The organism is Streptomyces sp. NK08204 (assembly GCF_020400585.1).
Taxonomy (GTDB): domain Bacteria; phylum Actinomycetota; class Actinomycetes; order Streptomycetales; family Streptomycetaceae; genus Streptomyces.
On sequence record NZ_JAINVF010000027.1, the window covers coordinates 59545 to 84859 of the forward strand.

Genomic DNA, 25315 nt, shown 5'->3' on the forward strand with positions numbered 1-25315 from the left:
TCGACCTCTACGGCTAAATGTACAGATTTCCGTCATTATGAGCTGAAAGTACCGCTCGCGCCGGGCCGTACACGCTTGCCGCGGGAGCCTGTCCCGTCGGACGCGGGCAGCCCGATCAGGAGCAGTGTCACGTCGTCGTCATGCGTGGCCGTGTCCGGGATGAGGGTCCCGAGCAGCCGGTCCGCGGCCTGGTCAAGGCTGTCAGGATCTGCGGGAGCACCCCTCAGCGCGCTGTGGAGCGTGCGGGCGAGGACGTCGATCTGCTCCTCGATGTCGGTACCGGGCCTTTCGACCAGTCCGTCGGTGTAGAGCGCGAGCGTGCTGCCTGGCGGCAGTGGCTGGGTCGTCTGCTGGAACGGCACGCCTGGGCCGCACGGATCGTTGACGCCGAGCGGCACTGCGACCGGCGCCCACAGTCGGCGGGCGGGCCCGTCGGGGGGCAGGACAATAACCGGAAGGTGCCCCGCCGAACACAGGGTGACGTCGTGGGCACTCTGGTCGATCACCAGGTAGACGCAGGTCACGAGCTGGTCCGCCAGGTCGCCGACGAAGGCGTCGAGCCCGGCCATGAGCCGGCTCGGCGGTATGCCCGTGCGGGCCAGGGCATGGGAGGCTGCGCGGAGCTGGCCCATGACCGCCGCCGCCTCCAGACCTCGGCCCATCACGTCGCCGACCACGATGCCGGTACGGTCCCGGTCCAGCAGAATGACATCGAACCAGTCGCCGCCGACTCCCGGGTCCTGGACGGACGCCAGGTACCGGTGGGCGGTGGGCAGGTGGGGAAGACGGGCCGGCTCACCCATGAGGCTGTGCTGCAGGGTGTGGGCGATGCGCCGGTGCTCCTCGTAGCGCTCGGCGCGTTCGGCCTCGACCTGTCTGCGTTCGGTGATGTCCCGCACGGTCAGGAAGACCAGCGTCTCCTGTTCGGCCTGCAGGCTGCTGACGCTCACCTCGACGGGGAACTCACCGCCGTCGCTGTGCAGTCCGTACAGCTCCGTGTCCAGGACGATCGGCTTCGGATCCGCCTGGCGCAGGTAGGCACGGAGGAGCCTGCCGTACCGTCGGCGCCGCGGGACGGGCACCAGATCGGTGACCTGAGTGCCGCCGAGGGTGGCAGGCGCGCGGCCGAACAATCGTTGCACCTGGGCGTTGGCCATGACGATGGCGCCGCAGGCGTCCGTGATCAGGATGGCGTCAGGCGCGGATTCCAGCAGCGCCAGAAAGCGCTGGTCGGCCCGCCGGACCTCGCGCTGGGCCGCGACCCGCTCGGTGACGTCGATGACCACGCCACAAATGGCGTAGTGCCTGCCGGACGGCAAGGTGAGCGGGAACAGACTGGTGAGGACGTCCCGCGGGCCTCGCGGCAGGACGAGACGCTCCTCCCGCTGGACGGGCGTGCCCCGTGCCAGCATGGCGAGGTCGGCGGCCCGCGCCTGACGCGCGAGGCCGGACGGCATGACATCCCGGTCCCGGCGGCCCAGTACCCGTTCGCGGGTGAGGCCGAGACTCCTCTCGAACATCGTGTTGACCGCCAGGAAGCGCCCCTCCAGGTCCTTGATGAACACTATCGCCGGCGTGTGGTCCATGAACGCCTGCAGGAGTTCGTTCTGCCGCACCTGCCATTCGGCACGGGCGTGCGCCACCTCGATACGGCGGCCGACGCCCAACGCCGCGAAGACGACCGTGGCGAACACGACCACGTTTCCGCACACCAGCAGCGCGGTACCCAGACGCGTTCCGAACAGTCCCGCGTCCTCGCCGGCCAGCACGAGCCCGCCCAGCAGCGGCGGTATCACAAGGGCGGTGACGAACAGCCGGCGTCCCAACGCGCCCGTGGTGCCCGCGTTCGTCAGCAGTCCGGCCAGACCCCGGTCCGGCCGGGCGAGGAAGGCGGCGATGCCCAGCAGCACCAGAGCCAGCCCGGTGTACAGGGCCATGCCCTTGTAGGCGCCGAACCGTTCCAGTTCGGGCACGGCGTACGCGAACCCGTACAGCCGCAGCATGCCCAGTACGATGACCGCCAGGCCCGGGAGCTGACTCGTCCAGGCGGGAAGCCGGGACGTGCTCGCGCACAGAACAGCAACGCCGCCGAGCACCAGTGCCACGGCCGTGTTCGGTGCCATCCGTCCTGGCACCGTGGTCGCCATCCGGGCCATGTTGTCCTTGAAGAGCAGTTCGTCGATGCCCAGGCCCGCGCCGGTCGCGTACTCCACGATGGTGAGCCCGCCGATCAAGGCGGCCAGGGTTGCAGCCGCACGAGCCGCGGTGGCAGCCCACGGGCCGACGCGGCTGCGGGCCACCACGAACAGGGAGACACCGAGTGCCAGCAGAGCCACGGCGGCGTTCGCGTTCATGGCCGTGTCGGCACTGCCCACGCGTCTGAGGACGTCGATGCCGAAGATCCAGCCGCACAGACCCGCCGCGCCCAGCACGGCGGCCACCAGTGCGGCACCCCGCGCCACGGCGCGAGCAGCGTCCAGGGCGGACTGCTGGTACGGCAGATCCGCTGCCTGCTTCGCTCCAGGCGCGCCGGGCAACTCGGGTGTCTGCTGCTCTTCCGTCACGGAACACTCGTGCATGTCGAGAAAAGAACAAATCGCCACTGACACCCTATGCACGTTGACGACCCTGTGCCCTGGTCAGAACCCACTGCCCCGGCGCCTCGTCAGTCGCGCCCCTTCGGCGTGCAACCTCGAAGAGCTTGTTGCCGGCCGCCCAAGCGAGGAAGTGCCAGAACCGGCCCGCCTGCGACTCCTCGAAGGTGCGGACGGTCTCGTCGAGTGCCCCGTGGCCCCTTGCGAACCACCGTTCGACGCAGCTCGGGTGCCGACGGATGTAGCCGGGCTGCGGGTCGATGACGGCGTCGACGGCGTCACGCAGCGTGCAGAGTCCGGGCTTGTTCAGCGCAGCGCCGATGAGCACGTCCCTCTCGCCCGCATGGTGCCGCATGAGTTCGGCGTCGACCTCATGCCGGTCGGAGAAGTAGTGGTAGACGGAGCGGTCGGGATGCCCGCTCGTTCGCCGATCGCCTTGAGCGTGGCAGCTTCGTACCCCTGCTCACGGAGCAATGCCTCGGCGGCATCGAGGATGGCACCTCTTCGCTCCCTCCCACGGCGCTGTACCGCAGGAGCGCGACGCGGCGCAGAAGCTGTCGGACTCTTCCCGAACACGATTCGAGACCGTAGAGGGCCGGCAGTTCGCACTGATCGCTGCCGTCCCTGTCGAGGTGGGGCCATGACCACGATGCGCGGAGCAGACCGCGATCATCACCGGAGTCGGTCTTCCGGTCGGCGAGGGCCCGCAGGATTCAGCGAAGGGGCAGCATGAGCCCCGCTGAACATGGCTAGAGATGACCACGGGCACACCGGAGCCCAGATCCGTGTTCCCTGCGCCGACCTGGGGAAACACCAGCCCAGCGGGGTGGTGACGTGAGGAGCGAGCCTTGTTCTACTACCTGCTCAAGTACGTGCTGCTGGGTCCCCTGCTCCGGCTGGTCTTCCGGCCGCGGATCGAAGGGCTGGAGAACGTACCGCAGTCGGGAGCGGCGATCGTCGCGGGCAACCATCTGTCGTTCTCCGACCACTTCCTGATGCCGGCGATCCTCAAGCGCCGCATCACCTTCCTCGCCAAGATGGAGTACTTCACCGGTCCGGGCGTCAAGGGGCGGCTCACCGCGTTCTTCTTCCGCAGCGCCGGGCAGATCCCGGTGGACCGCTCCGGCAAGGATGCGGGCCAGGCGGCGATCCGCGAGGGGCTGGGCGTGCTGGGCAGGGGCGAGTTGCTGGGCATCTACCCGGAGGGCACGCGCTCCCACGACGGCCGGTTGTACAAGGGCAAGGTCGGTGTGGCCGTGATGGCGCTGAAGGCCGGGGTTCCGGTGGTGCCCTGCGCCATGATCGGCACGTTCGAGGCACAGCCGCCCGGAAGGATCATCCCGCACGCCCTCCCCGTCACCATCCGCTTCGGCGAGCCGCTCGACTTCTCCCGCTTCGCGGGCCTGGAGCACGAAAGGGCCGTCCTGCGGGCCGTCACCGACGAGATCATGTACGCGATCCTGTCACTGTCGGGGCAGGAGTACGTCGACGAGTACGCGGCCGTCGTCAAGGCGGAAGAGGCCGAGCAGCACGGCGAGGGGCGGCCGGAGGATCCGGCCGCCCCTCGTCACCGCATGGCAGCGGTTACGGCTTGGGCGTCGCGTGCGGCGCGCAGGTCACGTCGGAGGTGTCCAGCTTCCCGTCGATCAGGTAGGCGTCCACCCGGGTGTTGATGCACGGGTTGACCAGGCCGGTCACCCCGTGGGAGCCCGCGTCCCTCTCGGTGATCAGGCGGGAGCCCTGGAACCGGTGGTGCAGTTCGACGGCGCCCTGGTACGGGGTCGCCGCGTCCCGTGTGGACTGCACGATCAGCACCGGCGGCAGGCCCCGGTGGGTCCGGACGTCCGTCGGGGTCAGCTGCTTGGTCGGCCAGGTGGCACAAGGAAGGTTCATCCAGGCGTTGGCCCAGGTCATGAACGGGTAGTCCTGGTTGAGCCGGGTGTTGTCACGGTCCCACTTGCGCCAGTCGGTGGGCCACTTGGCGTCGGCACACTCGACGGCGGTGTAGACGGCGTTGCCGTTCTCCGCGCTGATGTTGCCGGCCGTGTCCGCCATGTTGGGGGCGGCGGCGTCGACGAGCGCCTGGGTGTTCCCGGCGACGTACTTGCTGAAGACCGTCGCCACCGGCACCCACGCGGAGTCGTAGTACGGGGCGCTCTGGAAGAAGGAGATCAGCTCGGCCGGGCCGACGACCCCGCCGATGGGGTTCTTCTTCGCGGTGGCGCGCAGGTCGAGCCACTTGGCCTGGACCGCGTCACGCGTGGTGCCGAGGTGGAAGGCGGCGTCGTTCGCGGCGACCCAGTCCTCCCAGTCCTTCCAGCGGCCCTCGAAGGCGATGTCCTGCCCCAGGTTGGCCTGGTACCAGATGTTCTTCCGGGACGGGTCGACGACGCTGTCCACGACCATGCGGCGCAGGTGGCCCGGGAAGAGGGTGCCGTAGACGGCGCCGAGGTAGGTGCCGTAGGAGACGCCGAGGTAGTTGAGCTTCTGCTCGCCCAGCGCGGCGCGGATGACGTCCAGGTCGCGGGCCGTGTTCGGCGTGGTCATGTGCGGCAGCATCTCGCCACTGCGCTCGGCGCAGCCCTCGGCGTACTCGCGGGCGAGCTTACGCTGGGCGGTCTTGTCGGCCTCGGTGTCCGGCACCGGGTCGGCCTTGGGCGCCTTGACGAACTCCTGCGGGTCGACGCAGGAGATGGGCGCGGAGTGGCCGACGCCGCGCGGGTCGAAGCCCACGAAGTCGTAGGCCTTGGCGATGTTCACCCAGACCGGGGCGGAGTTGACGACCCGGCGCGGGAAGCGCAGGCCGGAGCCGCCGGGACCGCCCGGGTTGTAGACGAGGGCGCCCTGGTGCTCCTGCTCCGTCCCCGTGCTGAGGATGTGGTCGACGGCGAGCTTGATCTGCTTGCCGTACGGATGCGCGTAGTCGAGCGGCACGGTGACCCAGCCGCACTTGATCTGCGTCTCCAGCCCCCAGTCCGCGGGGCAGTCCTGCCAGTCGATGCCGGCCTTCGCGGCCCTGGCGGCGGCGATCTCGGCGCCCACGGCCTCACGGTCGCGCGCCGGGCGGCTGTCGGCGCTGGCCGCGGGCGCGGACACCGCGCCGGCTATCAGAGTCGCGGTGACGAGCGCTCCGGCGGAACCGAGCGCCAGCAGACGGCCCTTGGGCCTGTTGTCCCTCAAGTGTGGCCCTTCCCCTGTTTCTTCGAGTGGTCAGGCGGGGATCCTCGCTGTTGCGGACCGCCCGGGAACAGGGGGAGCAGACCTTCTTTACCAATCCGATAAACGGTTGTTCACGTCTCGCTGAGCGGAACAGTCGCCTCCTGCGTCAGCAGGTTCAGCGCCTCGTCCAGCAGCCGCCGCAGCCTGAGCGCATCGGGGGCCAGGGCGCTGACAAGTGCGGCGGGCCCGGCGAGCGGCACCAGCGCGGCGCCCTCCCCCAGCATCCGCGGGGCCACCGGCCGCTTTGCGAACTCGGGTCGTACGACGACCAGTTGTCCGACCGACCGGTGTCCGGCGAGCACCGCGGGGCCGTCCCAGCCACCCGGTGCCCCGGGCCCGCAGGACAGCTCCTGGTCCAGTACGGTGCGGCCCGCGACCCGCACCGTGAGCCGGCTGGTGAGCCGTCCGGGCTCCTCACCGAACCGCCCGAGCACCTGCTCCTCGCGCAGCACGAGCCGTGCGCCCGCGCCGAGTTCGGCCCGGGTGGTGACGCACAGGTCGCTGCCGCCGGCCGCGATCAGCTGCTCGGGCAGCCAGTGCAGTCCGGCGCCGTCGGCCACGTGGAGCCGGACGTCGTAGCGCGCTTCGCCCCCCGCCTGACCCGGCAGCGCGAGGGTGGCGGCGGCCGACCCCATGTGCAGCCGGGCGCCCTCCTCCACCCGCGCCTGGACGACGAAGCGGTCGCCGCCGAGCGGGCCGCTCATCGCACCGACGACCATGACGCGCGCCTCGCCGCCGCTCGCCCGGGTGCGGCGCAGCGCCAGCGGGCCCTCGCCCTCCAGTACGGGCAGGGCCGTACCGCCGCGGCCGTCGGCACGGGCGACGACACGCGCGTGCGCCCGTACTCCGCCGACCGTGGTCACGACGTCCACGCGGCGAGCCGCTCCCGCACCCAGGCCGCCACCTCCGCGACGCCGTTCTCGCCGCGCAAGGACTGGAAGACGACGGGGAGTTCGGCCCGCTGCCTGCCGGCGTCGGCGGCCATCCGGTCGAGGTCGGAGCCGACGTACGGCGCGAGGTCGGTCTTGTTGACCACGAGCAGGTCGGCGGTGGTGACGCCGGGCCCGCCCTTGCGCGGGATGTCGTCGCCGCCGGCCACGTCGATGACGAAGATCTGCGCGTCCACGAGACCCTTGGAGAAGGTCGCGGTGAGGTTGTCCCCGCCCGACTCCACGAGGATCAGGTCCAGCGGCCCGACGGCGTCCTCGAGGTCCTCGACCGCTTCCAGGTTGGCGGAGATGTCGTCGCGGATCGCGGTGTGCGGGCAGGCCCCGGTCTCCACGGCCGTGATCCGCTCGGGCGGCAGCACGGCCTCCCGCAGCAGGAACTCGGCGTCCTCGCGGGTGTAGATGTCGTTGGTGACGACGGCCACCGACAGCTCGTCGCGCAGCGCCCGGCACAGCGCGGCGACGGTGGCGGTCTTCCCGGACCCCACCGGGCCGCCGAGCCCGATCCGCAGGGCGCGGCGAGAGCCGTCGGGGCGATGCGCGTCCGCACTGACGGCGAAGGGGCCGGGGTGGGTGTGGTCGAGGTGCATGTACGGCTCCTGATGGACGAGGCCCGGTAGCGAGGGGCGAAAGCCCCCGGATGACGGGAAGGGGGACGGGGCGGCGCAGGCGCCCCTAGGACGCGAACAACCGCACGGGCCAGGCCGCGTGCCACTGCGCCCCGACCTCCAGCAGCGGACCGGACGCCGCGGGCAGTACGTCGGCGCCCTCGTCGAGCGCCCTGCGTGCCGCCTGCACCGCCAGCTCCACCACACGGTCCGCCTCCGGTGCCAGCCGGGCCAGTACACCGGTCGCGTCGAACGGGTCGAGGCTCAGCAACCGCACCGTCGCCGTCGCCGGCCCGCTCACGCTCTCGTAGGCCGCGCAGTGCGCGGCGTCCTCCGGCCGGAGTCCGGCCGACCGCGCGACGAGGCCCAGCACCACCGGCTGATGGGCACCCTTGGGGAACTCCGCCCCCAGAGCGTCGAGTTCGGGGGACGGCCAGGCCGCCCGAGCGGCCCGCAGCAGCTGCCGGCCGAGCTTGCGCGCGGCGCCCCGCAGCGCCGGGGACGGCGTACGGGCGTCGGCGGCGGCGTCCAGCTCCCTGGGGTCGACCCCGAGGACGGCGGCAGCCGCGAGCGCCCCCGCGACCAGCCCGGCGGTGTGCAACCGCCCGCGGCAGAAGTCCTCCAGGCTCGCGGCGGAGGTGATCCGGCCCGCCTTGACGGCGGCCTCGGCCCCGCCGGAGTGCGCGTGCCCCCCGGCGGGGAAGCGGCCGTCGGCCAGGACGAGAAGGGCTGCTCGTGACATCGCCACGCCGTCAGAAGAGGAAGTAACGCTGGGTCATGGGCAGTTCGGCCGCCGGTGTCGCCTCGACCAGTTCCCCGTCGATGTGCACGGCGAAGCTGTCGGGGTCGATCCGCACATCGGGCCGGGCGTCGTTCTCGCGCATGTCGGCCTTGGTGACCCGACGCGTCGACTCGACCGGCACGAACCGTTTGCCGAGCCGGAGCCGGTCCGGCAGCCCGGCCTCGATCGCGAGGGGCGCCACGAAGTTGACGGAGTTGGCGGCCGGGGCCCGGCCGATCGCCCCGTACATCGGGCGGGGCAGGATCGGCTGCGGTGTGGGGATGGAGGCGTTGGCGTCGCCCATCTGCGCGTACGCGATCTGCCCGCCCTTGATCACGAGCAGCGGCTTGACCCCGAAGAACGCGGGCTCCCACAGCACCAGGTCGGCGAGCTTGCCGGTCTCGACGGAGCCGATCTCGGCGGCGAGGCCCTGGGCGAGCGCCGGGTTGATCGTGTACTTGGCGACATAGCGGCGTACGCGGTGGTTGTCGGCGCGCCCGTCGCCCGGCAGCGCGCCCCGTCGGCCCTTCATCACATGGGCCGTCTGCCAGGTGCGCAGCACGACCTCGCCCACCCGCCCCATGGCCTGGGAGTCGGAGGAGATGATCGAGATGGCCCCGAGGTCGTGGAGGATGTCCTCCGCGCCGATGGTGGACGGCCGGATCCGGGACTCGGCGAACGCGAGGTCCTCGGGGACCGCCGGGTTGAGGTGGTGGCACACCATCAGCATGTCGAGGTGCTCCTCGACGGTGTTGACGGTGAACGGCCGGGTCGGGTTGGTGGAGCTGGGCAGCACGTGCGGCTCGCGGACCACGCTCATGATGTCCGGCGCGTGCCCGCCGCCCGCACCCTCGGTGTGGTAGGCGTGGATGCCCCGGCCGGCGATGGCGGCGAGCGTGTCACCGACGAACCCGGCCTCGTTCAGCGTGTCGGTGTGGATGGCGACCTGGACGCCGGTGCGGTCGGCGACGGTGAGCGCGGCGTCGATGACGGCCGGGGTGGAGCCCCAGTCCTCGTGCAGCTTCAGACCCGCCGCGCCGCCGCGGATCTGGGAGAGCAGCGCCTCGTGCGAGACGGTGTTGCCCTTGCCCAGGAAACCGACGTTGACCGGGTAGGCCTCCATCGCCTCGAACATCCGCGCGAGGTGCCAGGGGCCTGGCGTCACGGTGGTCGCCTTGGAGCCCTCGGCGGGTCCGGTGCCGCCGCCGACCAGCGTGGTCACGCCGGAGGCGAGCGCCTCGTCGGCGATCTGCGGGCAGATGAAGTGCACGTGCGCGTCGATGGCACCGGCGGTGAGGATCCGCCCGTTGCCCGCGATGACCTCGGTCTCCGGACCGATGACCAGGTCGGCGTGTACGCCGTCCATGGTGTCGGGGTTGCCTGCCTTGCCGATTCCGGTGATCCGGCCGTCGCGGATGCCGACGTCGGCCTTGACGACGCCCCAGTGGTCGACGATGACGACGCCGGTGATCACGGTGTCGGGGGTGCCCTCGGCCCGGGTGGCCCGGGACTGGCCCATGGACTCGCGGATGACCTTGCCGCCGCCGAAGACCGCCTCGTCCCCGGCCCGCCCGGGACCGCCGCAGCGGTCCTCCTCGATCTCGATCAGCAGGTCGGTGTCGGCGAGCCGGATGCGGTCGCCCGTGGTGGGCCCGAACAGGTCGGCATAGGCGCCGCGGGAGATCTCAGGCATCGAGGGCTCCCCCGGTCTCCGCGCGCAGCCCCGGCACGATCCGGGCGCCGGCGACGGGCACGAGTTCGACGTCCACGGGGATCCCGGGCTCGAAGCGCACGGCGGTGCCGGCAGCAATGTTCAGCCGCTTGCCGCGGGCCGCGGCGCGGTCGAACTCCAGGCCGGGGTTGGCCTCGGCGAAGTGGTAGTGGGAGCCGACCTGCACCGGGCGGTCGGCGGCGTTGAGGACGGTGAGGCGCGTGACCGCACGGCCCTCGTTGTACACGATCGGGTCGTCCGCGAAGAGGATCTCTCCGGGAATCATCGCTGCCCCCTCAGACGATCGGCTCGTGGACCGTGACGAGCTTGGTGCCGTCCGGGAAGGTGGCCTCGACCTGGACGTCGTGGATCATCTCGGGGACCCCGTCCATGACGTCGTGCCTGGCGAGCAGCTTGCGGCCGGAGGACATCAGCTCGGCGACCGTACGACCGTCACGCGCGCCCTCGAGGATGTGCGACGTGATGAGGGCGACCGCCTCCGGGTGGTTCAGCCTGAGCCCGCGGGCCCTGCGCTTCTCGGCCACGTCGGCCGCCACATGGATCAGCAGCCTCTCTTGCTCGTGCGGGGTCAGATGCACGTCCCACCTCACAGTCCTCGCTCCGGACCGTGCGGGGTCCGGCTGCCGCAGCCACCGCGACGGGGGAAGTGCCCCACACAGGCGGACGACCCGCCGTGCGCGACACAGGCGGAAGACCCCTGGTGGCGTGGAGCGGCAGGTTAGTTCGCCCGAGTTTCGGCGACGTTAACCAGATGTCGTTCCCGGCCCCCGGTGTTCGGCCGCGATACCGAACCGCTGCCGCCCTGTCCGCTGAGCGGACGCCGCCTCGCGCACCGCGGACACGGAACTGATCACCTGCTCCTCGGCCGGGTCGCCGAGGGCGTCGAGCCGCTCCAGGTCGGCGGCGGAGACCAGCGCGACCAGGGGCTTGCCGTGCCGGGTCACGACGACGCGCTCGCCGCCGTAGACCACCCGGTTGATCAGGTCGGCGAGTTCAGCCCTGGCTTGCGTCACCGGAATCTCGTAGGCCATACCCCCATCGTACGTGACGTACATCCTGTACATTTTTTACGGATACCAGCCGGACGGCGGGCCGCCAAGCCCTGCCGCGAGGAACGCGAGGAACGCGAGGAACGCGAGGAAGAGGTACGCCCATGACCCGACCGTCGGCACGTCATGTCCTGCCCGAGTTCAGCGAGCGCACAGGGACGGGCCACCGCACGCTCGACCCGTACGCCCGGCTCTTCGAGGACCGGATCGTCTTCCTCGGTACACGACTCGACGACACGACGGCCAACGACGTGACGGCTCAGTTCATGTACCTGGAACACGTGGCCCCGGAGCGGGAGATCGCGCTGTACATCAACTCGCCGGGCGGCTCGTTCGCCGCGATGGCCGCGATCTACGACACGCTGCGGTACGTCAGTTGCGAGGTGGCGACCTACTGCCTCGGGCAGGCCGCCGGGACCGCCGCGGTCCTGCTCGCGGCCGGATCCCCGGGCAGGCGGTTCGCGCTGCCGGGAGCGCGCATGGTGCTCGAGCAGCCGGCCTTCGAAGAGCCGGTGAGGGGGATGCCGAGCGACCTCGCCGTGCAGGCCGCGGAGTTGGAGCGGGTCCGCGCCCGGATGGCGGAGATGCTCGTGCGGCACACCGGCCGCACGGCGGAACAGGTCGACCGGGATCTGGAGCGCGACCTGGTCCTGGACGCCCCGGCGGCGCTGGAGTACGGGCTGGTGGACGCTGTCGTGCCGAGCCGCGGGGACACGCCGAAGGAGGGGTGAGGGCCGATGCTGCCACCGGAGCTGCCGCCACTGCCCGCGCTGACACGCGCGGAGGGCGAACTGATCGACCGTTATCTGGAGACGGTCGACCTTCTGGGCCGGATCAACCCCGCGCACCGCGGTGACACCTACCGCGGCCTGCGGGCGGCCCAGGCCCTGGTGCGCAAGGCGGCCGAACTGCGCGACGCCCTGGCCCTGATGCACCAGCGTGGTGAGACGGAGTTGCACGGGGAGACCCTGACGCGGGCGTTGCGGGTGCTCGACGGCGAACGGCGCACCGCACGGGTCGCGCTGCCGCCTGGTTGAAACGGCCCGAACGACGGACCCACGGCCGGCGTATTCGCGTGTCTTTTTGCGGTCCCGGCCGTGCTCTGCCGACTTGCGCGCGATGTCCCTTCGACGACCCCACGAAGGTGCTCCGCCCCAGGTCGGGGGATGTGCAAGGAAACTGACGACGACTCGAACGCATTACTGCCGACCCGAACGGGTGAGTGGTGAGTAACGCCACAAAGCCCTGGATGCACTGGGATTTTCGGACATCCGTGGGTGAAGATCCCTGTCCGACGACAAGCCCCCGCCACAGCGGCGGGGCGGTCCGGGCGGACGCCGAATCCTGCCGCCGCCCGGACGACCGGTCGACAGGAGTGGATCGGCAGGAGTGGAGGACCCAGGCAAGGCGGGTTGCCGGGACAGATGTTCGTCCGTGGACACGGACGGACGGAGGTCCGGGAGCCCTTGGGGTGAAGCCGCGGCAACGCGGCCGGGCAACTTCGCCAGCCCGAATCCGACAGGTCATCCTTCACAGGCGGCTGACGAAGGGTGGCGCATGTCTGCGTTCAATCGTGTCCCGTCGCTGATGGCCCGGGCCGGCACGGCCTCGGTCCTCACCCTCGCCGCCGTGGGCAGCACGATCACGGTCCCGGGGCTGTCCGCCGACGCCTCGGCCGCGACCATGGCGACCAAGGCACTGCGGATCGCGGCCTCCAAGAAGGGCGCCCCGTACCAGTGGGGCGGCACCGGGCCGCGCAGGTTCGACTGCTCCGGGCTGACGCTCTACTCGTTCAAGAAGGCGGGCAAGCGCCTGCCGCGCACGGCCGCCCAGCAGTACAACAAGACGCGCCACGTCTCGGCCCGCCACCGCAGGGCGGGCGACCTGGTGTTCTTCCACATGGGTTCGAGCATCTACCACGTCGGCATCTACGCCGGCCACGGGAAGATCTGGCACGCCCCCAAGACGGGTGACGTGGTGAAGCTCGAGAGGATCTGGTCCCGGAGCGTCTGGTACGGCCGCGTCAGGTGACCCACCCCCGCCTCGGTGGGCGGGCACCGGCAGGCGCCGGCCGCCCTCCCGCCGAAGCTACGGCTCCTGCTGTCCGGCCGCCGTGGCCGGCTCGGCCGGGACGGCCCACGGGAGTTCGATCGAGACTGTCTTGCCGCCCGCACGGGTGGGGCGGACGCGGAGTTTCCCGCCGCACTCGGCGGTGAGCCAGCGGATGATGACCAGGCCGCGGCCGTTGTCCTGCTGGACCGCGGCGGGCAGTCTCTTCGGAAGGCGCGGATGACTGTCCGTGACGCCGATGCGCAGCCGTTCGTCACGGTCCAGCGCGAGGTCGACCGTGAAGGTGGGCGACTGGCCGAAGGTGTGCTGTACGGCGTTCGTGGCGAGTTCTGAGACGATGAGCCGCACGGTGTGCGCCACGTCGCTGTCCGACGGCAGACCCCACTCGACGAGGGTGTCCACGACGTAGGAGCGGGCCGCACGGACCGAGGCCGGATCGCTCGGCAGAATGACGGATGCTTCCAGATGGTCTGCCATGGCGACGTCGCCCCTTTCCCGCGGGACCGGAGTCCGACATGGAGCGGATGGTTCGAGTACGGTCCCGGACTGGTGCTTCCTTGCCAGACTGCCATTACCAGGCCGGTCAGGGGAGCGATCCACCAAGATATGCATATATCTGTCGCTCAAAGCGGTGAACTCTGCGACGGCAGACCGTATTTGGGCGGCTCGGAAGGAGTAAGGAGGAGCCCATGCAGAACGGTCCCGCGGTGCGCCGCCGAAAACTGGGCGCCGAACTGCGCACGTTGCGCACCGAGGCTGGGCTCACGAGCGGTGAGGCCGCCCGACTGGTGGGCTGGCACCAGTCGAAGGTGAGCCGTATCGAGACCGGCGCCAGCGGCGTGAAACCGGCCGATGTGCGGTTACTCCTCGACGCGTACGCGGTGCATGACGCCCAACTACGCGAGTTACTGCTGTTGTTGGCAGGAGCCGAGGACAACACGGGCGGCGCCCGCGACCGCTGGTGGCACGCCTACCGCGGGGTGCTGCCGCCCGCCTACCGCGATTTCATCAGCCTGGAGTCGCAGGCGAGAACCATGCGCACCCTGGAGACCACGGTGGTCCCCGGCCTCCTCCAGACGCCCGAGTACGCCCGTGCGGTGACCCGGGCGGCCGTGAAGAGCCTGGACGACAAGGCCCTGGACGCGCTCGTGGAAGTGCGTCTGGCCAGGCAGGACGTGCTGCACTCGGATCCGCCGCTGCGCCTGGAGGCCGTACTGGACGAGGCGGTGCTCAGGCGCGAGGTCGGCGGCCCGGAGGTGATGGCCCGGCAACTGGAGCGGCTGTTGCAAGCGGCGCGCCTTCCCCAGGTACGGGTCCAGGTGCTGCCGTTCGGGGCCGGAGCACATGTCGGCCTCACCGGGCCTTTCGTAATCTTCTCATTTCCGAGCACATCTGATCTGGACGTGGTTGTTCTCGACCAGTTGACGAGTAGCCTCTATCTGGAGCGGAAAGAAGACCTCGTGGCTTATTCGGAGGCCTTCAACTCCCTTCGGATCAACGCCCTTTCACCCGAGGAATCGTTGGATTACATCGCCGCGATAGGTGACGGCGCATAAGGAGGCACCATGTCGGAACTGCCTCGGAACGTCCCGATCAGTACCGATCTGCATGTGCAATGGATGCGCAGCAGCTACAGCACGGGAGCGAACAACTGCGTGGAGACGGCCCGGCCGCAGGACTGTCGCCGGGCCGCACTGCTCGCCGTCCGCGACTCCAAGAACCCGGCCGGACCCGCGCTGCTCTTCTCCCCCGCAAGCTGGGCGGTCTTCGTGGCCGCGCTCCGCTGACCGGATCCGCACACCCGCGCGCGAAGCCCGGCCGTGTCACGCCGACTCATGGTCGCGTTTCGCCGATGACCCGTACAGCGCGTTCGATCTCGGACCCGGAGAGGTCCGCGCGGGCGGTCAGCCGCAGCCGCGAGATGCCGTCGGGCACGGAAGGAGGACGGAAGCAGCCCACGGCGAGACCTGCCAGGCGGCAGTCGGCCGCCCAGCGCACGGCGCTCTCCGGGGACGGGGCCCGCACCGAGACCACCGCGGCGTCCGGACGTACCGCCTCCAGACCCGCGGCGGTCAGCCGTCCGTACAGTTCCGCGGCCACCTCACGGGCCCGTGCCGCCCGCTGCGGCTCACGGCGCAGCAGGCGCAGCGCCGCCAGCGCCGCGCCTGCGGCGGCGGGGGCCAGGCCGGTGTCAAAAATGAACGTCCGGGCCGCGTTGACCAGGTGGTCGATCACCCGGGCCGGGCCCAGCACCACCCCGCCCTGGCTGCCCAGCGACTTGGACAGGGTGGCCGTGACGACCACGTCGTCGGCGCCCGCGAGCCCGGCCGCGTACGGGGCTCCCTGGCCGCCGTCCCCCAGTACGCCGAGTCCGTGGGCGTCGTCCACGACCAGCCCGGCGCCGTGCTCCCGGCACGCCTCGGCCAGTTCGGCCAGCGGGGCCGCGTCGCCGTCGACGGAGAACACGGTGTCGGAGACGGCGATCGCCGGTCCCTGGTGCGTGCTCAGTGCCTTGCTCACGGCCTCCGGGTCCGCGTGCCCCACCACCTGCGTGCCGCCCCGGGCGAGCCGGCAGCCGTCGATCAGCGAGGCGTGGTTGCCCGCGTCGGAGACGATCAGCGAGCCGTGCGGGCCCAGCGCGGTCACCGCGGCCAGATTGGCGGCGTAACCGGACGAAAAGACCAAAGCCGCTTCGAAGCCGCAGAACTCCGCCAGTTCGCGCTCCAGCCGGGTGTGGAGTTCGGTGGTGCCGGTGACGAGCCGGGAGCCGGTGGAGCCGCCGCCCCACACCCGGGCGGCCTCGGCGGCGCCCTCGGTGACCTCGGGGTGGTGGGCGAGGCCCAGGTAGTCGTTGCTCGCCAGGTCCAGCAGCGGCGAGTCGGCCGGGCGCGGGCGCAGCGTACGTACGAGTCCGGCGCGGCGGCGCGCCTCGGCCTGCTCGTCGATCCAGCCGAACGCCATGAGTCCTCCGGGGCCTTTGTAGGTATTGAACAGACCCTAACCGGGACGCCCGGCCGCCCAGGGTGTGGCAATACCCACACGCCGATCCGCCTTCGTTGTGCAAACTCACATTGGCCCGGGGCGCTCCCGTAAGACAGGATCGGACCTCATGGACCTGCTGAACACGCTGGTGGACAAGGGGCTTCGGCGCGAACTGCCGACCCGCGAGGAAGCACTCGCCGTACTGGCCACCTCCGACGACGACCTGCTCGATGTGGTGGCCGCGGCCGGCAAGGTGCGCCGGCACTGGTTCGGCCGGCGCGTGAAACTCAACTACCTGGTCAACCTCAAGTCCGGCCTGTGCCCCGAGGACTGCTCCTACTGCTCCCAGCGCCTCGGCTCCGAGGCCGGGATCCTGAAGTACACCTGGCTCAAGCCCGACGAGGCCTCGAAGGCCGCCGCCGCGGGTCTGGCCGGCGGTGCCAAGCGCGTGTGCCTGGTGGCGAGCGGACGCGGCCCGACGGACCGGGACGTGGACCGGGTCTCCGCGACGATCAAGGCGATCAAGGACCAGAACGAGAGCGTCGAGGTGTGCGCCTGCCTCGGCCTGCTCTCCGACGGTCAGGCCGAGCGGCTGCGCGAGGCCGGCGCCGACGCCTACAACCACAACCTCAACACCTCCGAGGCCACGTACGGGGACATCACCACGACCCACACGTACGCCGATCGGGTGGACACCGTCCAGAAGGCGCACGCGGCCGGCCTGTCCGCCTGCTCCGGTCTGATCGCGGGCATGGGCGAGAGCGACGAGGACCTGGTGGACGTGGTCTTCTCGCTGCGCGAGCTGGACCCGGACTCGGTGCCGGTGAACTTCCTGATCCCGTTCGAGGGCACCCCGCTGGCCAAGGAGTGGAACCTCACCCCGCAGCGCTGCCTGCGCATCCTGGCGATGGTCCGCTTCGTCTGCCCCGACGTGGAGGTGCGCATCGCGGGCGGCCGTGAGGTCCACCTGCGCACGATGCAGCCCCTCGCGCTGAACCTGGCCAACTCCATCTTCCTCGGCGACTACCTGACGAGCGAGGGCCAGGCCGGCAAGGCCGACCTGGAGATGATCGCGGACGCCGGTTTCGAGGTGGAGGGCGCCGGCGAGGTCACGCTGCCGGAGCACCGGGCGGACGTCCGGCGCGGCGGGTGCGGCTCGCACGCCGAGGCCGGATGCGGCTCGCACGAGAGCGCCGGATGCGGGTCCGTGTGCGGCTCGCACGAGGGCCAGGACGTGTCCGGTACGGCGTCCGTGCCGGCGGCGAACGAGCCGCGCACCGACCTCGTCGCCGTCCGCCGCCGGGGCGCCGGAACGGACCTCGCGCCCAATGCCTGAGCTGGGCGTGCCCGAGCTGCTGGAGCTGGACCGGCGGCACGTGTGGCATCCGTACGGCCCGATGCCCGGACGTGCCGAGCCGCTCGTCGTGGAATCGGCGAGCGGGGTCCGGCTCAGGCTCGCCGACGGCTCGGGTGAACTCGTCGACGGCATGTCGTCGTGGTGGTCGGCGATCCACGGCTACAACCACCCGGTCCTCAACGAGGCCGTGCGGCGGCAGCTGGACCGGATGAGCCATGTCATGTTCGGCGGGCTCACACACGAGCCCGCCGTGCGGCTCGCGAAGCTCCTTGTCGACATGTCGCCTGACGGTCTGGAGCATGTCTTCCTGGCCGACTCCGGCTCCGTGTCGGTGGAGGTCGCGGTGAAGATGTGCCTGCAGTACTGGCGCTCGCTCGGCCGCCCGGAGAAGCAGCGGCTGCTGACCTGGCGGGGCGGCTACCACGGCGACACCTGGCAGCCGATGTCGGTGTGCGACCCCAGGGGCGGGATGCACGAGCTGTGGGCCGGGGTGCTCCAGCGCCAGGTGTTCGCTGACCCGCCGCCGGCGGAGTACCAGGAGGCGTACGCCGGCCATCTGCGGTCGCTGATCGCCGACCACGCCCACGAACTGGCCGCGGTGATCGTGGAACCGGTGGTGCAGGGCGCGGGCGGGATGCGCTTCCACTCACCCGCCTACCTGAAGGTGCTGCGCGAGGCGTGCGACGCGCACGGTGTGCTGCTGGTGTTCGACGAGATCGCCACCGGCTTCGGACGCACCGGCGCCCTGTTCGCGGCGGAGCACGCAGGTGTCACGCCGGACGTGATGTGCGTGGGCAAGGCGCTGACCGGCGGATACCTGACGATGGCGGCGACGCTGTGCACCGCCCGGGTGGCCGACGGCATCTCGCAGGGCGAGGTGCCGGTGCTCGCGCACGGCCCGACGTTCATGGGCAACCCGCTGGCGGCGGCCGTCGCCTGCGCCTCGATCGAGCTGCTGCTCGGCCAGGACTGGCGCTCACAGGTACGGCGGATCGAGGCGGGCCTGCGTCAGGGACTCGCGCCCGCCGCCGAGCTGCCCGGAGTGAAGAACGTACGCGTCCTGGGTGCCATCGGGGTCGTCCAGCTCGACCACGAGGTGGACATGGCCGCCGCCACCCGGGCCGCCGTGCGGGAGGGCGTCTGGCTGCGTCCGTTCCGCGACATGGTCTACACGATGCCGCCTTACGTCACCTCCGACGAGGACGTGGCACGGATCGCGCGCGCGGTGTGCGCCGCGGCGCGGGAGGGTTGAGATGCCGGTTCTGTTCATCTCGGGGACAGGCACCGAGATCGGTAAGACGGTCACGACCGCCGCCGTCGCCGCGGCGGCACTCGCGGCCGGCCGGTCGGTGGCCGTGCTGAAGGCCGCGCAGACGGGCGTGGGCCCGGACGAGCGGGGGGACGCCGCCGAGGTCGCGCGGCTCGCGGGCCCGGTCATGGCCACCGAACTGGCCCGCTACCCCGAGCCGTTGGCGCCGGGTACGGCGGCCCGGCGGGCGGGGCTGGCACCGGTGCACCCGCACGAGGTGGCCGAGGCCGCGGCCAAGCTGGCCACCGAGCACGACCTGGTGCTGGTCGAGGGCGCGGGCGGGCTCCTCGTACGGTTCGACGCGGCGGGCGGCACCCTGGCGGACGCGGCCGAGTTGCTGCGCGCCCCGGTGCTGGTGGTGGCCGCAGCCGGGCTGGGCACGCTGAACACGACCGAGCTGACGGCTCGCGAACTGCGCTCACGCCGTGTCGAGCTGGCGGGCGTGGTGATCGGGAGCTGGCCGAAGTCCCCCGACCTGGCGAGCCGCTGCAACGTGGCCGACCTGGCGGAGGTCGCCGGTGCCCCGCTGCTCGGCGCGCTCCCGGCCGGCGCCGGCGACCTGCCGCCCGCCGAGTTCCGTACGGCGGCTCCCGGTTGGCTGGCGCCCCGGCTGGACGGCACCTGGGACGCGGAGGCGTTCCGGGTGCGCCAGGCGCCGTAACGCCACAGGCCCGCTCCGCGCGCGGCAGGGCTCGACCGGAGGGGCGGCCGGGAGGACACTCTTCCCAGACCGTCCTCTCCGGGAGGTTGCCCATGCGGCTGCTGTCCACCGGCTCCGGCAAGCAGGGGCGGAGCCCCGTCCACCACCCCTTGTTCGCACGCTGCTACGCCCGGTTCAGCGTGAGCGCCGAGGGCCGGCTCGGGCTGGCCGGGGTGCGCGAGCAGCTGCTCGCCGGGCTGTCCGGGCGGGTCATCGAGATCGGCGCGGGCAACGGGCTGAACTTCGCGCACTACCCGGGCACCGTCGCGGAAGTCGTCGCGATCGAACCCGAACCGCACTTGAGGAAGTTGGCGTTGGAGGCCGCCGTACGCGCCGAGGTGCCGGTCGACGTCGTGCCGGGCGCGGCGGAGGCACTGCCGGTCAAGAGCGAGGCCTTCGACGCGGCCGTGCTGTCACTGGTGCTGTGCAGTGTGCGGAACGTGCCGCGGGCGCTGGCGGAGGTACGGCGGGTGCTCAGGCCCGGCGCGGAGGTGCGGTTCTTCGAGCACGGGCGGGGCGGCGGGCGGTTGATGACGCTGACCCAGGAGGCCCTGGACCGGACGGTGTGGCCGGTGCTGAGCGGCGGCTGCCATCTGGCCCGCGATCCGGTCGCCGCGCTGCGCGAGGCCGGGTTCGAACCGGGGCCGTACCGGCGGATGACACTGCCGGAGAACGGCCCGAAGCTGCCGATGTCCTTCTGCGCGCTGGGCACGGCCCGCCGGCCGGGGCCCTGATCACCGGCTCCAGCTGCGCAGCTCCCGCGCGATGTCGTCCACGCTCGCCTCTCCGTCCTTGACCAGCCGCGCGAGGTCGCGGACCCGCTCGGGAGTGGTGGCGACCTTCAGGCCGCTGGCGACGAGGTAGCCGTAGGCGACCGCGGAGGCGAACAGCGCGTTGGAGCGCTCCAGCGCCGGTACGTGGATGAGCAGCTGGAGCAGGGCGGCGGCACGGGCGTGCGGCGAGTCGTAGACAGGCACACCGAATATGTCGGCCCGGTGGCGGGCGACCGCGGCGACCAGCGCACCCCAGTCGGTGACCTGTGGATCCCCGGGCGTGTTCTGTTCGGCGAGCATGAGCAGCCAGGCGAGGTCGATGCTGAGATCGTTCAAGGGATCAGCGGCAGCCGTCGCCGGGGGCGGTGCCGGTGCCACGCGCCTGGGTGAACTCTTCGCAGAACACGGACTCGTACTGCTTCATGAAGTCGGCGGCGGCCTCCACGAAGGTGCGGCCGGTCTCTCCCGCGTCCTGTCTGACCAGCTCTTCGATGTAGCGGTTGACGCTCATGCCGCGGGCCAGGGCGCGCTCGCGGGCCGCGCGGGCGGTGTCCTCGTCCACGCGCACGTTCAGCTGGGTCTTCGCCATGCCACGAAGCTAGCGCCGAAGCACTAGCGGCGGCAAGGACGTAACGCCCCTGGCGGGATTCCGGTTGTGCGACCGGTCACAATGGGTTCGGCTCGGACCAAGGAGTCAGGACGTCGAGGTGACCGGGAGGCAGTCTTGTCCACCACAGCTGCGGAGCATTCCCCGGACCCCGTCCCGGGCGGGATCGCGGCCCGCGCACGTGGGCTGACCAAGGCGTACGGCTCGGGCGAGACCGCGGTGCTCGCCCTGGACGCGGTGGACGTGGACATCGCGCGCGGGCGCTTCACCGCGGTGATGGGCCCCTCGGGTTCCGGCAAGTCCACGTTGATGCACTGCCTCGCCGGCCTCGACACGGTCTCGGCCGGTGAGGTGTGGCTGGGCGAGACCGAGATCACGAAGCTGAAGGAGCGGGAGCTGACCCGGCTGCGGCGGGACCGCATCGGCTTCATGTTCCAGTCGTTCAACCTCATCCCTACGCTGAACGCCGCGGAGAACATCACCCTGCCGATGGACATCGCGGGCAAGAAGCCCGACGCCGGGTGGCTGGACCAGGTCATCGACAGACTGGGCCTGCGCGGGCGCCTGACCCACCGCCCGGCGCAGCTCTCGGGCGGCCAGCAGCAGCGGGTCGCCTGCGCCCGGGCCCTGGCCTCCCGCCCGGAGTTGATCTTCGCCGACGAGCCGACCGGCAACCTGGACTCGCGGGCCGGTCTGGAGGTGCTGGGTTTCCTGCGCAGCGCGGTGGACGACCTGGGGCAGACCGTCGTCATGGTCACCCATGACCCGGGCGCCGCCGCCCACTCCGACCTCGTCCTCTTCCTCGCCGACGGGCGGATCGTGGACGAGATGGCACGGCCGACGGCCGACGCCGTACTGGAACGAATGAAACGGTTCGACGTCGTGCGTGAGCGGCTCGGCGACGACGTGACCGCCCAGGAGGGCTGAGCAGGTGCTGAAGGCGACCTTGAGGAGTTTTCTCGCGCACAAGGGGCGGCTGGCGCTGTCCGCGCTGGCGGTGATCCTTTCCGTGGCGTTCGTCGCGGGCAGTCTGATCTTCTCGGACACCGTCACCCGCACCTTCGACCGGTTGTTCGCCTCCACCGCCGCCGATGTGACGGTGCAGCCGAAGGAGGAGCTGAAGTCCCGCATCACGAGCGGCGCGGTGCAGACCGTGCCCGCCGCGCTGAGGGACCGGGTGGCCCGGGTCGACGGGGTCGCGGCGGCATACGCGGACGTGTCGGTCCAGAACGTCGTGGTGGTCGACAGCCGCAACAAGAACGTCGGCCCGACCACCGGTGCCCCGACCATCGCCAGCGCCTGGCACGTCACCCGCCGCAGCCCGGTGAAGCTGACCTCCGGCCATGCCCCGCACGGCGCCCGGGAGGCGCTGCTGGACGCGGACACCGCGGACAAGAAGCACGTGCACATCGGCGACACGCTGACCGTGCAGGCGCAGCCCGGCACGGTCCGGGTCAGGGTCGTCGGCATCGCCACGTTCACCACGACCAATCCGGGGGCGGCGCTGGTGTACTTCGACCCCGCGGTGGCGGGGCGGGAACTGCTCGGCTCCGCCGCCCGGGCGACCAGCATCTCGGTCGACGCGGCCAAGGGCGTCACCGACCCCGAACTCAAGCGCCGGATCGGCGCGGAGATCGGCACCGGCACCTACGACCTGAAAACCGCCGACGAACAGGCCAAGTCGGCCGCGGCCAGCCTCGGCGGCTTCCTGGACGTGATCAAGTACGTGATGCTGGGCTTCGCCGGTGTCGCGGTGCTGGTCGGCGTCTTCCTGATCGTCAACACCTTCTCCATGCTCATCGCCCAGCGCACCCGTGAACTGGGCCTGCTGCGGGCGCTGGGCGCGGACCGGCGGCAGGTGCGGCGCTCGGTGCTGACCGAGGCCCTGCTGCTCGGGCTCGTCGGCTCGACGCTGGGCCTCGCGGCCGGGATAGGGCTGGCGTTCGGGCTGATCCGGCTCATGAGCACCTTCGGCATGAACCTGAAGGCCACGGAGATGGTCATCGGCTGGGGAACGCCCGTCGCGGCGTACGCGGTCGGCATCGGCGTCACCTTCGTCGCCGCGTATCTGCCCGCGCGGCGCGCGGCGGCCGTCTCACCGATGGCGGCGCTCGCGGACGCGGAGATCGCCGGGGTGGGCAAGCCGCTGAAGGTACGGGCGATCGCCGGATCGGTGGTCGGGCTGGCCGGTGCGGCGGCGCTGGCCGGGTGCGCGGCTGCCACGAAGACCGCCTCGGCGGCCTCCCTGCTGGCTCTCGGTGTGGCCTTGACGCTGATCGCGACCGTGGTCGCCGGGCCCCTGCTGGTACGGCCGGTGATACGCGTCCTGGGCGCGGGCTTCCCCGCGCTGTTCGGCTCGGTGGGCCGGATGAGCCAGCGCAACGCCCTGCGCAACCCGCGTCGTACCGGCGCCACGGCCGCCGCCCTGATGGTGGGCCTCGCCCTGGTCGGCGGCATGTCGGTGGCGAGTGCCTCCCTGTCGGCTTCGTTCGACCGGCAGATCGACAAGACGCTAGGTGCCGACTTCATCGTCCAGAACACCAACTTCGCGCCGTTCACCAAGGAGATCACGGACAAGGTGGCGGCCACGCGCGGCGTCGGGCTCGTCGTGCGGCAACGGTTCACCCCGGTCGCCGTGCAGCTTCCGGACGGCAGGCGCGTGAAGACGGCCGCCGCCGGGTACGGCCCGCGGCTCGACGACGTCGTCCACCTCACCTACGCGCAGGGCGGCTCGGCGGCGGCGCTGGCGGACGGGCACCTCGCGATGGACGTCGACTTCGCGAGGGACCACCACGTCCGGGTCGGCAGCGTGCTCCCGGTGCTGTTCCCGAGCGGACGCCAGGCCCAGCTGACGGTCGGAGCGCTCACCGACCAGGGAACCGGCGGCGGCTTCGGCACTCAGGGCGGCATCTTCTTCGGGCTCGCCACGGTCGAGAAGTACGTGCCCGGCGGGCAGGACTCCGTGCTCTACGTCAACGCGTCCCCCGGTACGAAGGCGCAGGACCTGCGCACCCGCCTGGAACACGGACTCACGCCGTTCCCGCAGGTACAGGTGCGCAACCAGGCCGACTACAAGGACCTGGTGCACGACCAGATCGCCGTGCTGCTCTTCCTCGTGTACGCGCTGCTCGGCCTCGCGATCATCATCGCCGTGCTCGGTGTGGTCAACACCCTCGCCCTGTCGGTGGTGGAGCGCACCCGGGAGATCGGTCTGCTGCGCGCGATCGGGCTCGGCCGGCGGCAGTTGCGCCGGATGATCCGGCTGGAGTCGGTCGTCATCGCGGTGTTCGGCGCGGTCCTGGGGCTGGGGCTCGGCCTGGTGTGGGGCGTGTGCATGCAGCAGGTGCTGGCGCTGCGCGGCCTGACGGCGCTCGCGATCCCCTGGGGCACGATCGTCGCGGTGGTGATCGGGTCGGCGGTGGTCGGCATCGTGGCGGCCCTGCTGCCGGCGCTGCGGGCCTCGCGGATGAACGTGCTGGCGGCGATCGCACACGAGTGAGGTGGGTGAGGGGCGGCGCCGGTGGTCCGGGAGAAGGGGATCCAGGATGCATGGGGCCCCGGGATGCGGCGCCGGGAGTGACCCCACTGCCGCCGGGAAGCGGTGCCGGGAGTGTCCGACGGGCAAACACGGTGGCGGCCGTCCGGACACGGGTGATGGAATCGTGATCCATGAGCAAGTCACCGTCCGCACAGGGGGATTTCATGCCGCGTCCGTTCCGCTTCGGCGTCAACCTGCTCACGTCCGCTCCCGCCGCCGAGTGGCGTGACAAGTGCCGGCGTGCCGAGGAACTGGGGTACGACGTGATCCTGGTCCCCGACCACCTCGGCATGCCCGCGCCGTTCCCGGCGCTGGTCGCCGCGGCCGGGGCCACGGAGCGGCCCCGGCTCGGCACGTTCGTGCTCAACGCGGGCTTCTGGAACCCCGCGCTGCTGGCCCGTGAGGTGGCCACCACGGACGCGCTGACCGGCGGCCGGCTGGAACTCGGCCTCGGCACCGGGTACGTACCGGCCGAGCACGAGGCCGCCGGGCTGCCGTACGGCTCGCCGCGCGAGCGGGTCGACCATCTCCGGCGCACGGTCGGGGAACTGCACCGGCTGCTGGACTCCGGCGACCACGAGCCGCGCCCCGTCCAGTCCCGGGTGCCGCTGCTGATCGGCGCCAACGGCGACCGGATGCTGCGCCTGACCGCCGAGCACGCGGACATCGCCGCCTTCCCCGGAGCCCGGCCGGGGAGCACCCCCGGGACGCTGGAACCCCTCACCGCGGACGAGCTGGACGGGCGGGTGGCCCTGTACCGGGAGCAGGCGGCGGACCGGCCGGAACCCGCCGAGCTGAACCTGCTGCTCCAGCTCGTGGCCGTCACGGACGATCCCGAGCCCCTGCTCAAGCCGATGCTGGAGCGCCAGCCACAGCTGACCCTGGACCAGGCACTTGCCCTGCCCATCGTGCTCGCCGGGCCCCTCGACGACCTCGTCGAGCGGGTGCTGGCGCTGCGCGAGCGGTTCGGGTTCTCGTACCTGACGGTCCTGGAGCCGTCCATGGAGGCCTTCGCACCGGTCATGGAACGGCTGCGCGGGCGGTAGACC

The 25315-nt window shown here is 71.5% G+C and carries 28 protein-coding genes and 1 riboswitch; of the genes, 13 read left to right on the forward strand and 15 right to left on the reverse strand.

Going from position 1 to position 25315, the window contains the following annotated elements; genetic code table 11:
• Positions 1–35: 35 nt before the first annotated feature.
• From K7G59_RS29245 to K7G59_RS35445, 3 genes are read right to left on the reverse strand one after another with little or no spacing between them, the layout of a single operon-like run.
• Positions 36–2564, reverse strand: coding sequence for a PP2C family protein-serine/threonine phosphatase (locus tag K7G59_RS29245; protein WP_225839473.1), 2529 nt, complete (start codon positions 2562–2564; stop codon positions 36–38).
• Between the two features lie 46 nt (positions 2565–2610).
• Positions 2611–2949: a hypothetical protein gene (locus K7G59_RS29250; RefSeq protein WP_225839533.1), complete on the reverse strand. Its 339-nt coding sequence runs from the start codon at positions 2947–2949 to the stop codon at positions 2611–2613.
• A complete protein-coding gene (locus tag K7G59_RS35445) occupies positions 2901–3236 on the reverse strand; it encodes a helix-turn-helix domain-containing protein (protein WP_225839474.1) in 336 nt (111 codons plus the stop codon). Before K7G59_RS35445 ends, K7G59_RS29250 begins: the two co-directional genes overlap by 49 nt.
• 206 nt (positions 3237–3442) lie before the next feature.
• Between K7G59_RS35445 and K7G59_RS29260 the strand changes: the two genes are divergently transcribed.
• Positions 3443–4267: a 1-acyl-sn-glycerol-3-phosphate acyltransferase gene (locus K7G59_RS29260; RefSeq protein ID WP_225839475.1), complete on the forward strand. Its 825-nt coding sequence runs from the start codon at positions 3443–3445 to the stop codon at positions 4265–4267.
• Here the strand turns inward: K7G59_RS29260 and K7G59_RS29265 are convergent.
• The 8 genes from K7G59_RS29265 to K7G59_RS29300 form a co-directional block, all read right to left on the reverse strand.
• Positions 4179–5774: an alpha/beta hydrolase gene (locus K7G59_RS29265; RefSeq protein ID WP_225839476.1), complete on the reverse strand. Its 1596-nt coding sequence runs from the start codon at positions 5772–5774 to the stop codon at positions 4179–4181. The two genes, K7G59_RS29260 and K7G59_RS29265, sit on opposite strands and share 89 nt — an antisense overlap.
• Before the next feature lie 110 nt (positions 5775–5884).
• On the reverse strand, positions 5885–6685 hold the full coding sequence (locus K7G59_RS29270; RefSeq protein ID WP_225839477.1) for an urease accessory protein UreD: 801 nt from the start codon (positions 6683–6685) through the stop codon (positions 5885–5887).
• Positions 6673–7350, reverse strand: coding sequence for an urease accessory protein UreG (ureG, locus tag K7G59_RS29275; protein ID WP_225839478.1), 678 nt, complete (start codon positions 7348–7350; stop codon positions 6673–6675). The genes K7G59_RS29270 and ureG overlap by 13 nt, the downstream gene beginning before the upstream one ends.
• An 85-nt stretch (positions 7351–7435) precedes the next feature.
• Complete coding sequence (locus K7G59_RS29280; RefSeq protein ID WP_225839479.1) at positions 7436–8110, reverse strand: urease accessory protein UreF; 675 nt, start codon at positions 8108–8110, stop codon at positions 7436–7438.
• 10 nt (positions 8111–8120) lie between these two features.
• On the reverse strand, positions 8121–9842 hold the full coding sequence (locus K7G59_RS29285; protein WP_225839481.1) for an urease subunit alpha: 1722 nt from the start codon (positions 9840–9842) through the stop codon (positions 8121–8123).
• Positions 9835–10146 (reverse strand): urease subunit beta, encoded by a 312-nt coding sequence (locus K7G59_RS29290; protein ID WP_225839483.1) that lies wholly within the window; start codon positions 10144–10146, stop codon positions 9835–9837. Before K7G59_RS29290 ends, K7G59_RS29285 begins: the two co-directional genes overlap by 8 nt.
• Before the next feature lie 10 nt (positions 10147–10156).
• The gene (locus K7G59_RS29295; RefSeq protein WP_225839485.1) at positions 10157–10459 is read right to left on the reverse strand and encodes an urease subunit gamma; all 303 of its coding nucleotides are present in this window, start codon (positions 10457–10459) and stop codon (positions 10157–10159) included.
• 165 nt (positions 10460–10624) lie between these two features.
• On the reverse strand, positions 10625–10912 hold the full coding sequence (locus K7G59_RS29300; protein ID WP_225839486.1) for a type II toxin-antitoxin system Phd/YefM family antitoxin: 288 nt from the start codon (positions 10910–10912) through the stop codon (positions 10625–10627).
• 122 nt (positions 10913–11034) lie between these two features.
• On the opposite strand from K7G59_RS29300, the gene K7G59_RS29305 reads away from it, so the two are divergent.
• The 3 genes from K7G59_RS29305 to K7G59_RS29315 all read left to right on the forward strand — a co-directional run bounded on the left by K7G59_RS29305 (position 11035) and on the right by K7G59_RS29315 (position 12961).
• Positions 11035–11661: an ATP-dependent Clp protease proteolytic subunit gene (locus tag K7G59_RS29305; RefSeq protein WP_225839487.1), complete on the forward strand. Its 627-nt coding sequence runs from the start codon at positions 11035–11037 to the stop codon at positions 11659–11661.
• Positions 11662–11667: 6 nt separating this feature from the next.
• Positions 11668–11967, forward strand: a complete 300-nt coding sequence (locus tag K7G59_RS29310) for a hypothetical protein (protein WP_225839488.1) — start codon at positions 11668–11670, stop codon at positions 11965–11967.
• 288 nt (positions 11968–12255) lie between these two features.
• Positions 12256–12484, forward strand: a riboswitch (cyclic di-AMP (ydaO/yuaA leader).
• Between the two features lie 3 nt (positions 12485–12487).
• Positions 12488–12961 (forward strand): C40 family peptidase, encoded by a 474-nt coding sequence (locus tag K7G59_RS29315; RefSeq protein ID WP_225839489.1) that lies wholly within the window; start codon positions 12488–12490, stop codon positions 12959–12961.
• A 57-nt stretch (positions 12962–13018) separates the two neighbouring features.
• Here K7G59_RS29315 and K7G59_RS29320 read toward each other — a convergent pair whose 3' ends face one another.
• Entirely contained in the window at positions 13019–13477 is a 459-nt protein-coding gene (locus tag K7G59_RS29320) for an ATP-binding protein (RefSeq protein ID WP_225839490.1), read from the reverse strand.
• A 212-nt stretch (positions 13478–13689) separates the two neighbouring features.
• Here K7G59_RS29320 and K7G59_RS29325 point away from each other — a divergent pair, with 212 nt between their 5' ends.
• Together K7G59_RS29325 and K7G59_RS29330 are read left to right on the forward strand one after the other, a co-directional pair.
• Positions 13690–14556, forward strand: a complete 867-nt coding sequence (locus K7G59_RS29325) for a helix-turn-helix transcriptional regulator (protein ID WP_225839491.1) — start codon at positions 13690–13692, stop codon at positions 14554–14556.
• Between the two features lie 9 nt (positions 14557–14565).
• Positions 14566–14787 carry a DUF397 domain-containing protein gene (locus tag K7G59_RS29330; protein ID WP_225839492.1) on the forward strand — a complete coding sequence of 74 codons (222 nt, stop codon included), beginning with the start codon at positions 14566–14568 and terminating at the stop codon, positions 14785–14787.
• Positions 14788–14833: 46 nt separating this feature from the next.
• On the opposite strand, the gene K7G59_RS29335 is transcribed toward K7G59_RS29330, so the two are convergent.
• Positions 14834–15961: an 8-amino-7-oxononanoate synthase gene (locus tag K7G59_RS29335; RefSeq protein WP_225839493.1), complete on the reverse strand. Its 1128-nt coding sequence runs from the start codon at positions 15959–15961 to the stop codon at positions 14834–14836.
• A 148-nt stretch (positions 15962–16109) separates the two neighbouring features.
• Here K7G59_RS29335 and bioB point away from each other — a divergent pair, with 148 nt between their 5' ends.
• The 4 genes from bioB (at position 16110) to K7G59_RS29355 (ending at position 20082) form a co-directional block, all read left to right on the forward strand.
• Positions 16110–17318: a biotin synthase BioB gene (bioB, locus tag K7G59_RS29340; RefSeq protein WP_225839494.1), complete on the forward strand. Its 1209-nt coding sequence runs from the start codon at positions 16110–16112 to the stop codon at positions 17316–17318.
• A complete protein-coding gene (locus K7G59_RS29345) occupies positions 17311–18591 on the forward strand; it encodes an adenosylmethionine--8-amino-7-oxononanoate transaminase (RefSeq protein WP_225839495.1) in 1281 nt (426 codons plus the stop codon). Before bioB ends, K7G59_RS29345 begins: the two co-directional genes overlap by 8 nt.
• A gap of 1 nt (position 18592) precedes the next feature.
• The gene (gene bioD / locus K7G59_RS29350) at positions 18593–19309 is read left to right on the forward strand and encodes a dethiobiotin synthase (protein WP_225839497.1); all 717 of its coding nucleotides are present in this window, start codon (positions 18593–18595) and stop codon (positions 19307–19309) included.
• A 92-nt stretch (positions 19310–19401) separates the two neighbouring features.
• On the forward strand, positions 19402–20082 hold the full coding sequence (locus K7G59_RS29355) for a class I SAM-dependent methyltransferase (RefSeq protein WP_225839498.1): 681 nt from the start codon (positions 19402–19404) through the stop codon (positions 20080–20082).
• Here K7G59_RS29355 and K7G59_RS29360 read toward each other — a convergent pair whose 3' ends face one another.
• Together K7G59_RS29360 and K7G59_RS29365 are read right to left on the reverse strand one after the other, a co-directional pair.
• The gene (locus K7G59_RS29360; protein WP_225839500.1) at positions 20083–20457 is read right to left on the reverse strand and encodes a fic family toxin-antitoxin system, toxin component; all 375 of its coding nucleotides are present in this window, start codon (positions 20455–20457) and stop codon (positions 20083–20085) included.
• Between the two features lie 4 nt (positions 20458–20461).
• Positions 20462–20710, reverse strand: coding sequence for a toxin-antitoxin system HicB family antitoxin (locus K7G59_RS29365; RefSeq protein WP_225839501.1), 249 nt, complete (start codon positions 20708–20710; stop codon positions 20462–20464).
• A gap of 135 nt (positions 20711–20845) precedes the next feature.
• On the opposite strand from K7G59_RS29365, the gene K7G59_RS29370 reads away from it, so the two are divergent.
• The 3 genes from K7G59_RS29370 (at position 20846) to K7G59_RS29380 (ending at position 25312) form a co-directional block, all read left to right on the forward strand.
• On the forward strand, positions 20846–21655 hold the full coding sequence (locus K7G59_RS29370) for an ABC transporter ATP-binding protein (RefSeq protein ID WP_225839503.1): 810 nt from the start codon (positions 20846–20848) through the stop codon (positions 21653–21655).
• 4 nt (positions 21656–21659) lie between these two features.
• The gene (locus K7G59_RS29375; protein WP_225839504.1) at positions 21660–24227 is read left to right on the forward strand and encodes an ABC transporter permease; all 2568 of its coding nucleotides are present in this window, start codon (positions 21660–21662) and stop codon (positions 24225–24227) included.
• 203 nt (positions 24228–24430) lie between these two features.
• Entirely contained in the window at positions 24431–25312 is an 882-nt protein-coding gene (locus K7G59_RS29380; protein ID WP_225839527.1) for an LLM class F420-dependent oxidoreductase, read from the forward strand.
• Positions 25313–25315 lie beyond the last annotated feature (3 nt).